Consider the following 13,314-nt stretch of genomic DNA (forward strand, 5'->3'; position numbering starts at 1 on the left):
AAAATCTCGACAACTTTCAAACCACTCTTAGTATTGCTAATGTGTACTATGATTCTTTCACTAGTTCTTGTTGAATTTCTTCCGGTGAGAGATTTCTAACCTGTTGTAATAAAGCTGCCATTTGTTGAAGTTCATCTTGTTTGGGCTGTATTTCAGTAATAACAGCAGCAAGTCCAGCCACAGTAGGAGCATCAAAAAGTATGCTCTGTAAGGGCACTTCCGCTTGAAAAATCTCTCTTAGGCGGGAAGTCACCTGAACAGCTAGTAAGGAGTGTCCTCCCAACTCAAAAAAGTTATCGTGAATTCCAATTTGTTCAACACCAAGAAGCTCTTGCCAGATATTTGCAATAGTTCTTTCAATCTCATTACTGGGAGCTACATAGACAGTTTGTAGACTTGGTCTTAAGTGAGTGCTAAAAGAATTTTCTTGCTGTAATTGTTTGGAATCGCTTGACTGTGTTAGGGGTTTGAGTTTAATTGCTTGGTTAAGCCTAATCTTTAAGTCACCTGTTGAAACAACAATCTGACCCCCTGAACTCATAGACAAAACTAATTCAAAAGATTTCCAAACTTCTTTTGGAATCATTGCCAATTCTGCTGAAGCTACTTCCGATGGTGTTGTTTGCTCTCTTTCTGAATCAGAGTGAAGAGCTTGTCGGTTAATACTAAACCAAGGAACAGAGTCAGTCTGGTTTTTTTGATGAACAAAGGCATCGATGAATTGGTAACTTGCTGAATAGGCAACTAACCCTAATCCTCCTAAAATTGTTGAAAGTGAAGATTGCACTAGACAAAAATCAATGTCTCTTCCCCGCAAAACTTTGTCTAATACAAATAGTCTATACACTTTTGATTCAAACTGCCGATCGCAGTCATCTTGACTTATTTCTTGAACTGAAAAAGCTGACTGAGAAGCATCAATTTCTGGTACATAAAATACCCCATCTATCACACCAAAGCGGTCATACGCTTGATTTATTGCCGCCTGCATTTGGTCTTCATCTGTAACATCAGCCTTAATCATCAAACACTCTAAACCAGATGCTTCTAAAGCTTGTAATTTGTTAATCTCACGGCTGATGTTATCCCGATCATCATGAGTTGCTAACCATTGTGACCACTCATTTTTTTCAGGGAGATTTAAAGTGCCAATTAAAATCAGCTTGGCTTGTAGTGTCTGAGCTAAATACTCGGCAAGATTTAGACCCAGACCTTCTATTAAGTCACCTGCAATTAAGTATACACCCTCTTGTCTTAATCGAGTTTTTTCTTTTATGGTTTCATCTAGGTGAATGGCTTTAAAAGTTTGAACCCATCGATGACCGCCACGATAAGCAATCATCAGGTGACTTGGCAATGTTTTGACTTCTGCTATTAGCTGGGTTGCCAACTTATCTGCTTGCCATGTTCCCAATTCTGGAATCAGAATATCAATGCTCTGGCAGGTGATATTTGGATACTCCTGTGGAATCACCATACACGATCCTAATACAGTCGCTTTCTCTGGATATATCTTCTCGTCACCAACCACCTCTTGCATATTATTAGTGACGACGGTGATTTGGATAGGAGTTGTAATGTTCTGTTTCGAGAATGCCTGTGCTAAGAATAGCAAACTATAGAAGCCCAAAATTTGAGAGGTTTCAAAATTTAAAATTGCTGATTGCGTATGTTCGTTTAGTGTGTCTTTGTGTAGTTGAGTATTTGATGTTATCCCCCATAAATGAGTAATAGTTTGTGGAGTCAAATCTTGTAAGCGAAGTTCTTGGAGCAAAGCATCATAATCATCTCGTTTTCGAGGATTAATAACATATGTGTGAGAGTTGACTTTGGTGAACTGTTCGCCTACGTTTACGGTGATGAAATCTTGACCTTCGTGTTCTAGTTGTTTGGTAATTTGAGAACCTAGTCCACAAGTGTCAGTGAAAATTATCCAGCAGGATTTTTGTACTGTTTGTCTTTGATTGTCAACATTCTCAGCTGGTATATCTCGTTCCCAAGAAGGAATGTAGAACCAATCAGCAATGTTTGGCTTTCTATGTAACAATTTTTCAGGTGTCTTGACTGAGAAAGCTTCTGGTTGTGCTTCAATCCAATATCTTTGTCTTTCAAATGGATATGTTGGCAATGGAATTCTGTGCCTTTGCTCAGTTGCATAATAGCCATTCCAATCTATCTGTACCCCTGCTAGCCACAGTCGCCCTATTGTGTTCAGTAAAAATGCTACATCTGATTGTGCATCCTGGGGATGGCGCATGGAAGTTAACACTGTTGACTCGTTAGTTTGTTGTTTGGCAAAAGTACTTAATGTTCGCCCTGGGCCAACTTCCAGTAGTATTTGCTCTGATTCTTCGATCAACTCAGCAATACCTGCTGCAAAGTGCACTGTTTGCCGTAAATGTTTTGCCCAGTAACTGGGATTGATTGCTTGTTCTGCTGTAATCCAGGTTCCTGTTAGGTTAGAAATAAAAGGAATTTGAGGAGGATTTAAATGAACTTTTTCAACTTGTTTGGTAAATGGTTCCAGGATGGAATCCATCATTTGGGAATGAAAAGCGTGAGAAGTATACAATCGACGACACTCTACACCTTGCTGGGTTAAACGACTTTGTAAATTCGCGATCGCTTCCTCAGAACCTGACATAACACACAGCGATGGTGCGTTAATTCCAGCAAGAGTTAGTTCCTCATTCAGCCAAGGTTCTATCTCCTCCTCAGAAAGTGGAACGGAAAGCATAGCACCCGTTGGGAGTTGTTGCATGAGCCTTCCACGGGCAGCAACAAGTGCTAAAGCATCTTCTAGAGAGAATACACCTGCCAAACAAGCAGCCACATACTCTCCTATACTGTGACCAATCATTGCTGTAGGAGATATGCCCCATGCCATCCACAGTTGAGCTAGGGCATACTCAATGACAAATAACGCTGGCTGAGTAATATGAGTTTGTTGCAGTTGCTCTGCTGCTTGTGAATGTTCTTCAATTGGGTATAAAATAGTGCATAAATTAATACCTAAATGAGATTTTAGTATTTCACAGCACTTATCAATATATTTCCGAAATACGGATTCAGTTTCGTATAATTCTCGACCCATATTCACATACTGTGAACCTTGACCAGGAAACATAAATACAACCTGTTGGTTACACGGTTCTTGGAAGTGGGTGAAAATTCTTTGTGGATCTTTTGTATCTAAGATTGTAACTGCATCGTCAAAGCTCTGGCATACTACCATTAGACGATGGTCAAATGCTCGACGACCGACTTCAAGAGTATAAGCTACATCAGCCAAGTTCAAGTCAGGATGCTGCTTGAGGTGGGTAACTAGATTTGCCGTCGCAGTTTCTAATGCCGAGTCGGTTTTTGCAGAAAGCAGCAATAACTGCCAAGGGCGAGAAGGACTTGAGGGTTCAACAGATGGAGCTTCTTCGAGTATTACATGGGCATTGGTTCCACCAATACCAAAGGAACTGACTCCAGCGCGACGAGGAGTGCCGTTTGCCTTCCATTCTGAAAGTGTGGTGTTAACGTAAAAGGGACTATTCTCGAAATCAATCTGAGGATTGGGCTGTTTAAAGTGCAGGCTAGGAGGTATTTGTTTGTGCTTAAGGGCTAGGACAGTTTTGATTAATCCTGCAACACCAGCCGCAGTATCTAGGTGTCCAATATTCGTCTTGAGTGAACCGATCGCACAGAAACTTGTCTTCTGGGTATCGGCATGAAACGCTTGTGTCAATGCTGCGATTTCAATAGGATCTCCCAACGATGTTGCTGTTCCGTGTGCCTCAATATAAGTTATTGTCTGTGCGTCAACCTCAGCAATCGTTTGAGCCGCTTTAATCACCTTTGCTTGGGTATCTATACGGGGTGCTGTATAACTAACTTTGAGAGCGCCATCGTTGTTGATAGCTGAACCTTTAATGACAGCATGAATGCGATCGCCATCAGCAAGGGCATCTTCTAATCGCTTCAACACCACAATGCCCACACCCTCACCGCCAACAGTTCCCCTAGCTTCTGCATCGAAGGCGCGGCAGTGTCCATCGGGAGATGAAATTCCTCCTTCTTTATACAAGTATCCTGCTTTTCGTGATGAACCCAGGGCAACGCCACCAGCCAAGGCAATATCACATTCACCACTCAGCAAACTCCGACAAGCTAAATGCACAGCAACTAATGAAGTTGAGCAGGCCGTTTGAATGTCAATAGAAGGACCCTCAAGGTCTAATTTGTAAGAGACCCGTGTGGTTAGGAAATCTTTATCACTTGCCAGGAAAAGTTGAAAATCATCAATGGAATTTCTAATATTTTCATTTGAATACAGATTGAACACATAACTGTTACTGCCTGCGCCAGCATAAACCCCAACTAAACCTTGATAATTTTTAGAATCGTAGCCAGCGCTTTCAAGAGCCTCCCAAGCGCACTCTAAGAAAAGACGTTGTTGGGGATCGATGATTTCGGCTTCTCTTGGATTGAAGCCAAAGAATGAAGCATCAAATAATTCAACATCTTCTAATACAGCACTAGATTTTACATACTGAGGGTCATTCAGCATAGCGGAGTCTATTCCTGAAGATATTAGTTCTTCATCCGTGAAAGAAGCTATTGACTCCACCCCATTTTGCAGATTTTGCCAAAATTCCTCAATATTTTTGGCACCAGGAAAACGACCAGCCATGCCAATGATGGCGACTTCTAAACCATTTCGACTGAATTCTGCGGAAGTACTCATATTTATTTAACTTTTTTACTAATTTTCAAAAATTGTTTTATCCGAGATTTACCATCTTTTAACTGTTATTTTCTAGCATACGCTTTATAAAATGATATATTTATTTAACTTTCTTACTAATTTTCAAAAATTGTTTTATCCGAGATTTACCATCTTTTAACTGTTCTTTTCTAGCATCCATTTGATCAGATGATGTTTCATTTTTGTTGGTTTGATTGAAAAACTCTGCTAAGGAGCTTATGGTCGGATATCTGAACAGTTCAAGCATTGAAAAATTTGCTGGGAATATTTGACGCAACTGGTTATGAACCTGAACTATCAGTAATGAATGTCCACCCAGGTCAAAGAAGTTATCGTGAATACCTACTTTTTCTATTCTGAGTGCCTTCTGCCAAACAGTAGCGATGGATTTTTCCAAATCAGTTTGTGGTTTGATGTAAGTTGTTTCCAACTGTAAGCGAAGACTATCAGGTGCTGGCAATGCTTTGCGATCAACTTTACCATTGGGTGTCAATGGCAAAGTTTTCATTGGCACAAAGGCAGTAGGCATCATATAATCAGGCAGATTTTCTTTTAAGAAGCTGCGTAATTCACTGAGTGTAGGAGTTAACTCCTGTTCAGACACCACATAAGCCACTAGCCATTTGTCTCCAGGTACATCCTCTCTGACCACAACTACTGCTTCTCCAACACTGGGATGTTGAGTGAGTCGTGTTTCAATTTCTCCCAGTTCAATGCGGAAACCACGGACTTTTATTTGGTGGTCAATGCGACCAATGTACTCTATTTCTCCATTTGGTAAATAGCGGGCTAAATCTCCTGTTTTGTAAAGGCGTGTTGCTAATTTATTGCCAAAGGGGTTAGGGATGAATTTTTCAGCAGTTAATTCGGGACGGTTTAAGTAACCGCGTGCTAGTCCATCCCCACCTATGTGCAATTCTCCAGCTACACCAACAGGAACTAGCTGACCCTGTTGATCTAGAATATAGAACTGAGTGTTAGCAATCGGGCGACTAATTGGTACAAGACTGCTGACAGTTTCTACCAAGCAGGCTGCTGACCAGATGGTAGTTTCCGTAGGACCATACATATTCCATAAACAGTCACACCGATTGAGTAACTGATTCGCTAGATGTCCAGGTAAGGCTTCTCCGCCACAAATGATTTTCAATTGATGGTTGCCTTCCCAGCCTGCTGCCAGAAGTAGCTGCCACGTAGCTGGTGTAGCTTGCATGACTGTAGCATTTGAATGAGTTAGTTTTGCTGACAACTGCATTCCGTTCGAGGCAACTTCCCGGCTGAGAACTTCCAAGCGAGCGCCGACTGTGATTGGAAGAAAAAGTTCCAAAGCGGCAATATCAAAGGATATGGTGGTGACAGCTAGCAAAGTATCTTGCTCGGTTAGCTCTGGTGCTTGCCGCATAGCCTGCAAGAAGTTGCTCAAAGCGCTGTGGGGAATTTGCACACCCTTGGGTTGTCCAGTCGAGCCAGAGGTGTAGATGACATAGGCTAGGTTGCTACTAATTACCTCAGTTACGGAATTTTCCTTGTTTTCTTGAGCAATAAGCAGCCAATCAGTATCTAAACAAACGACTTTGGCTTGGTGTTGGGGCATGGCTTCCACTAGCCGCGCTTGAGTTAGCAGCACTGCCACTTGGGCGTCTTTTAGTATAAAGCTTAACCGCTCTTGGGGATAATTGGGGTCGAGGGGTACATAGGCACCACCTGCTTTGAGAATGCCCAATAATCCAACTATCATATCGAGCGATCGCTCTGTGCAAATTCCTACCAGTACCTCTGCACCTACGCCCAGCTTTTGTAAATAGTGCGCCAGTTGATTCGCTCGTTGGTTGAGTTCCTTGTAGGTCAACTGTTGGTCTTCAAACACCACTGCTACAGCGTCCGGTGTGCGTTCTACTTGAGCCTCAAACAACTGATAGATGCACTGGTCTTGAGGATACTTAATAGAGGTATCATTCCAATCTACCAGCAGAGTGTGCTGCTCAAGTTCTGTTAACAGTGGTAATTCCGACAGACGTTGTTCTGGATTAGTAACAATGCCAGAGAGCAAGACCTGCCAATATCCCATCCAGCGCTGAATTGTTTGGGAGTCGAATAGATCGGTGTTGTATTTACAATCCACTAAAAGTTCATTATCTACCTGATGAATATCCAAGAACATATCGGAGATAGCAGTACTTGTGGAGTTTCTTACAAAGTCAACTTCTTCACCTAATGACTCTGACTTAGAAGGAGACCTGTCTATATTAAACATTGTCGTCACTAGGGGTGTCCGACTAGGATCTCGTGGTAGATTCAAATTCTTGACCAACTTGGTAAAAGGATAAATTTGATGATCGTAAGCATCTGAAAATACCTGCCTTAATGAACTTAGATAGTTTGCAAATGTCTCATTTATAACAATTTGACTGCGTATTGGTAATAGATTGACATAGTGACCAATAAGGTATTCTCCCTCTACAGATAGTTGTCCTGCTGAAGGGATACCAACAACGATATCGTCCTGATCCGTTAATCGGTGTAGCAACACCATAAAACTAGCCAAAAGAGTTGTAAACAGGGTACTTTTAAGTTTGCCACTCAGTTTTTTTAAAGAACTATACAAGGATGTACTAAGCGTGATGCTATGTTGAGTACCGTTGTATGTATTGACTGATGGTCGAGGACGATCAGTCGGCAACTCCAATATTGGGGTTGAATTGGCAAATTGCTCCAACCAATAAGCTTCAGCCTTTGCCATTTCTGGACTCTCCTGCTGACGTGCCTCCCACTGAATATATTCACTTAGTTGCATAGGCTGTGGGAGTTGGTAGCTGATACCTTGGCACTCTGCTGTATAAATTGCAGCTAGCTCTTGTTGTAAAACATTAAACGACCAACCATCATTAATAATGTGATGAATAGTGAGAACCAGAAGGTGATGTTGTTCTCTCAGCTTGACGATTTGTGTACGGAGTAATGGACCTTTTTCAAGATCAAAAGTTTGTTGGGCCTCTCGTGCTAAAAACTCCGATAAATATACTTCACGCCTACTATTATCTAAAGTCGAGAAATCTATAAAAGGTATGTCTATTGTTAAAGTTGAATGTATTTGCTGATAATCTCCCTGCGGGCTAAAAGATGTTCTCAGTGCTTCGTGACGATTGACAACTTCTTGAATAGCCTTACGGGCTGCCTCCAAATTGAAGGAGCCACGCAGATGGATAGTAGTTGATTGATTATAAGCACGAGATACTTCGTCTCCCATCTGAGCCAAAAACCAAAGTTGCTTTTGTGCTTCTATCAGAGGAAAATTACGTACATTTGGTGTTTCTTTATTGCTGCCCTCGATGGAAGTAGTAGGAGACGGTTCATTACCTAAGTTTGAGAATAAGTCTGTCTGTCTATTTGATGACTCACTAACTTGATGGTTGCTCGACCTGTCGTCGTTAGTTAAGACGGGATTAGTTGCTAAAAACCCTCCTTGCTGCATTTCCACTATGCTTTCTTTAACCGCTCTTATCACCTGCTCAATATCTTTGTTAGTATGAGATGTAGAGAGAAAACATGTGCGGGCTTCCCAGATATAAATTCCCTTTTCTAGCAAGTGATAGAACAGCAAATTAATCCATTTGATATTGGGTGGGTAATCAAAACGAAACAGAGAACCAAAATAAGTGACTTGAATCGGTAACTGATTCTGCTCAAAGTAAAGATTTAGAGTATCTGCTAATTTTTGGGTTTTTCGAGCTAATTCTTCCTGAAGTTTTGTCCCACTATTTTTAAGATGGTTGAGTATAGCGTAGACAACAGTAAGCCCGAGAGGATTTTTGAAATAAGTACCTGCAAACCTAGTCGTTTCTACCTGAGGATAAGACGCATCTCCATAATTCCAAAAACCTCCGTCTAATACATCCATGAAGGCAGCTTTGCCAGCTATTACCCCCATCGGGAGACCAGAACCAATCGCTTTACCGTATGTTGTAATATCTGCTTGAATATCCCACAAAGCCTGGATGCCCCCAGGATGCATCCGAAAGCCAGTAATGACTTCATCAAAGATTAATACAATTCCTGTTTGCTGGGTTAATTTCCTAAGTTCACGTAAAAATTCTTGAGGCTGAAAATCTGGGCGCTGGCTCTGCACCGGTTCTACTAAAACAGCAGCTAATTCATGGGCTTTAGCTTTCAGAATTTCAAGAGATTTCGGACTTCCGTAATTAAGTACTATTACTTGTTCAGCCATGTGCTCTGGAATTCCTGGAGCGCTTGGCAAAGAACGCAGCGTCTCGTCTTTGGAGTCTCCGAAAGGTACTCCTGCAACTAAAACCTCATCCAAGTTTCCGTGATATGACCCAGCAAAAATAGCGATTTTAGAGCGTTTCGTACTGGCGCGCGCTATGCGGATTGCTCCCATTACCGCTTCTGTACCATCATTACAAAAGGCTACCCTTTCTTGACCTGTTACTTCACAAAATAACTCAGCAACTTTAGCTGTCAGATGTGATTGCGGACCATTCTGCATTCCCTGCTGAATATGCTGATGAATAGCCTCTATCACAAAAGAAGGCGAGTGACCAAACAGAAGTGGACCAAATCCCATTGATATATCGATGTATTCATTGCCATCAACATCCCAAATTCTGGCATCAGCTCCTCGTTGGATATGAATTGGATACAACATCTCCTTAATGGAAAGGCGAAACCCTGTTATTGTCCTAGGATTAGCCAAGAAAGGGCGCGCTGCTTGCGTGAGTCTTTTGGATTCTTGGGTACGTTTGACCACTCGTTCGATCAGTGCATCTATGTGTTTTTGCTGGTGAGGATTTAAGCCTTTACTTTCTCCTTTCTCGATTCTTTGAGACTCAACAACTGCTTTCTTCTCAATTTTCAGGTTTAGCTGCTGTTGAGCAAACTCCACCTGATTCTCCTGATACTGAGACGCTTCAGTAGATGCCTCCGTAATTTGTTTAGTTTGAGGCAATGGTGCAGATTGTTCCATCTGGGATGGAGTCAACATTTTCTTCTTTGCCGAAGAGCTTTTGTGCAGCAAGTCTAGCTGTTTAGACATAACCTGCAACTGCTGTGTGATCAGCTTTTGAATGGCAGTATTAGCAGTTGGTTCGGAAATATTTTCCGTCAATAATACTCTATCCTGAGCAGCTGTTGAACCAGAATTTAATTGGGTGTTATTGTTTGTATTTAATTCACTTGCTATTAACTCAGCAAGTATAGATTTATCGTCTTCAAAAGAATCTGCTAACGTTGTCTCTTCTGGTGGCAGTTGGCTAGCTATATGGATACCTAATGCCTCAATGGTTGAAAACTCTTCTAGCAATAGGCGAAAATTAACTTTCACACCAAGTTCTTCTTGAATAACACGGCTAAGTTGAATCAGTGCAAGAGATTCAAGACCTAGTTCTATAAAATTGGTATGAATATCTATTTCAGATTCAGATAAGCTGAAGCCCAAGCTTTTGAAAATTTTCTTGAGAATCAACACAACTTTCTTAAATTGTGAATTTGCTGTTGAAGGGTTTTTTGTAGTCTTAGTTTCTATTTCAGTCATAATGCATTTATTAATTAGATAGCAACTTATGTCTCTGATTACTTTTTCTTTACCGATAGAAATACTTTTTTAATTATTCATTTAGCAACAAATCTAACTGTTGAGACATAATCTCAATCTGCTGATTGATTATTTGTTCAATTTCAGCTTCCGATATATTTGGCTCTTCACCGTACACTTTGTTATCACTAATATTATCTAACGATTTAACTACTGAAGACGTATTTAAGTCTATTTTCCCAATATTTGAATAATCTTTATCTTGTTGATCAATTAGTATGTTAGAAGTTTTGTTGTTCAACGAGAGTTGATGTTCCCTAGTGGGAACAGTATCAATCCAGTATCTTTGCCGCTCAAAGGGATAAGTTGGCAAGGAAAGACGATGACGTCGCTCATGAGCATAAAATCCAGACCAATTAACTTGCAAACCAATGAGCCAAAGTTGTCCTAGTGTGTTTAGTAAGAAAGCTACGTCTGATTGTTGATCTTTCGGATGGCGTAACGAAGAAAGCACAACTTGTTGAGTGTCCGGCTCGATATGCTGTCTGGCGAAGGTACTTAACGTTCTCCCAGGACCGACTTCTAGTAGAATTTGCTTTGGTTGCAGCAGCTTGGAAATGCCTTCTCTAAAGCGTACCTTTTGCCGTAGATGTTGTGCCCAATAGCTTGGATTAGTTGCTTCCTGTTGAGTTATCAAAGTGCCTGTGACATTAGACACAAAGGGAATTTGAGGAGCCTTCAGATTGATTTTTTCGACTTGTGCTCTGAACGGCTCGATAATTGGCTCCATCATCCATGAATGAAAGGCATGAGAAGTATGCAGACGACGGCAGTCCACACCTTGGTCAGTTAGACGATTTTGCAAATCATCAATCGCCTTGATAGAACCAGCAACGACATTTAGGGATGGTGCATTACTTCCCGCTAGAGAAAGTTCATCGTTTAACAGGTGTTCGATCTCTTCCTCCATGAGCGGTACTGCCAGCATAGCACCAGTGGGAAGTTGTTGCATTAGTCGCCCACGAGTAGCTACCAATGCCAATGCATCTTCTAGGGAAAACACACCAGCCACACAAGCAGCTACATATTCCCCAATACTGTGACCAATCATTACCTCAGGTTGCACGCCCCATGCCATCCATAACTGAGCTAGGGCATACTCAATCACAAATAGTGCTGGTTGAGTAATAGCGGTTTGTAGTAACTGCTGTGTTGCTTCTTGAGCCTGTTGCTCACCTGGATACAGCACAGCACGCAAATCCCGCCCAATATGAGGTTTTAGTAGTTGACAACACTCGTCAACTTGCTCTCTGAAGATGGGTTCACTTTGGTAAAGTTCCCTGCCCATATTTACGTATTGCGCCCCTTGTCCAGAAAACATAAACACTACAGGGCGATTACATGGTTTCTGATAGTGGGTAAATACTCGTTGTGGATCTTGACTGCTCAGTACCTTCACAGCATCATCGAGATATTGACACACTACCATACGGCGATGGTTAAAAGCTCGGCGACCTACCTGTAGAGTGTAAGCGACATCAGCCAAGTTTAAAGAAGTATGCTGCTGAAGGTGAGCAGCTATATTAGTTGTCATAGTTTCTATGGCTGTACTAGTCTTAGCCGAGAACAGCAATAACTGCCAGGGGCGCGAAGAACCTGATGGCTCGACAACTGGGGCTTCCTCAAGAATCACATGGGCATTTGTTCCTCCTATCCCAAAGGAACTAACTCCAGCCCGACGCGGAATACCGTTTATGTTTGCCTTCCAATCAGAAAGAGAGTTATTAACGTAAAAAGGACTATTAACAAAATCAATCTGAGGTGATGGTTCTTGAAAATGCAAGCTGGGTGGTATCTGTTTGTGCTTAAGTGCTAGCGTGGTTTTGATCAATCCAGTCACACCAGCAGCAGCGTCCAAATGTCCGATATTGGTTTTGACTGAACCAATTGCACAGAATCCCTTCTTCTGAGTACTGGAGCGAAAAGCTTGTGTCAGCGCTGCAACTTCAATGGGATCTCCTAGTGGTGTTCCTGTACCGTGAGCCTCAATATAAGTAATTGTCTCAGGTTCTACTTCCGCTATGATTTGAGCCGTTCTAATGACCTTTGCTTGGGTCTCTATACGGGGGGATGTGTAGCTAACCTTGAATGATCCATCATTATTGATGGCTGAACCTTTGATTACAGCATGAATGCGATCGCCATCAGCAACAGCCTCCTCTAATCGCTTTAATACCACAATGCCTACACCGTCACCGCTAACAGTTCCCTGTGCTTTAGCATCAAAGGCGCGGCAGTGTCCATCAGGAGATTGTATCCCTCCTTCTGTGTAAAAATATCCGGCTTTTCTTGCCAATCTGATAGAAGCCCCACCAGCCAAAGCGATATCACATTCAACATTTAGCAAGCTTTGGCAAGCCAAGTGGATAGCAACCAATGAAGTTGAGCAGGCTGTTTGAACGGTATAACTAGGTCCCTCTAGGTTGAGTTTGTAAGAAACGCGTGTGGTTAAGTAATCTTTGTCACCTGCAATCACAAGTTGGTGAGGGTCGAGAGATTCTATGATATTTTGATTGAGATAAACACTGAGTAAGTAACTGCTCAAGCTAGAGCCAGCATATACACCAACAGTACCTTTGTATGTTTCTGAGTCGTATCCAGCACTTTCAAGGGCTTCCCAAGCACACTCCAAGAAAAGTCGGTGTTGTGGATCGGTAATTTCTGCTTCTCTAGGATTAAAGCCAAAGAATGAAGCGTCAAAAAATTCTACATCTTCTAATGTAGATCCTGCCTTTACATAGTTAGAGTCACTGAGTACAGATGAACTTACTCCTGATAACAACAGTTCTTCATCAGTAAAAAAAGAGACTGATTCTATTCCATTCTGAAGATTATTCCAAAATTCATCAATATTTTTAGCCCCAGGAAAACGTCCTGTCAAGCCTATAATAGCTATTTCTGAACCATTTTTAAAAGTAGATACAATTGGAGAGTTCATTATTCGACCTTT

Annotated in this window: 2 protein-coding genes and 1 pseudogene; all 3 read right to left on the reverse strand. The window is 41.6% G+C overall.

The window, feature by feature from the left end; all coding sequences use genetic code 11:
• Nucleotides 1–46: 46 nt before the first annotated feature.
• Nucleotides 47–4,735, reverse strand: a complete 4,689-nt coding sequence (locus V7K27_RS27315) for a type I polyketide synthase (protein ID WP_334951464.1) — start codon at nucleotides 4,733–4,735, stop codon at nucleotides 47–49.
• A gap of 100 nt (nucleotides 4,736–4,835) precedes the next feature.
• Complete coding sequence (locus V7K27_RS27320) at nucleotides 4,836–10,304, reverse strand: amino acid adenylation domain-containing protein (protein ID WP_334951466.1); 5,469 nt, start codon at nucleotides 10,302–10,304, stop codon at nucleotides 4,836–4,838.
• A 289-nt stretch (nucleotides 10,305–10,593) separates the two neighbouring features.
• Nucleotides 10,594–13,302: pseudogene (locus V7K27_RS27325) on the reverse strand (type I polyketide synthase); the annotation flags it as partial.
• Nucleotides 13,303–13,314 lie beyond the last annotated feature (12 nt).

The organism is Nostoc sp., from assembly GCF_036919575.1.
Lineage (GTDB): Bacteria > Cyanobacteriota > Cyanobacteriia > Cyanobacteriales > Nostocaceae > Nostoc.

What these genes read in the sequence shown, in the direction of transcription:
- V7K27_RS27315 (WP_334951464.1), bottom strand. Translation starts at nt 4,735, where the DNA reads ATGAGTACTTCCGCAGAATTCAGTCGAAATGGTTTAGAAGTCGCCATC.
- V7K27_RS27320 (WP_334951466.1), bottom strand. Translation starts at nt 10,304, where the DNA reads ATGACTGAAATAGAAACTAAGACTACAAAAAACCCTTCAACAGCAAAT.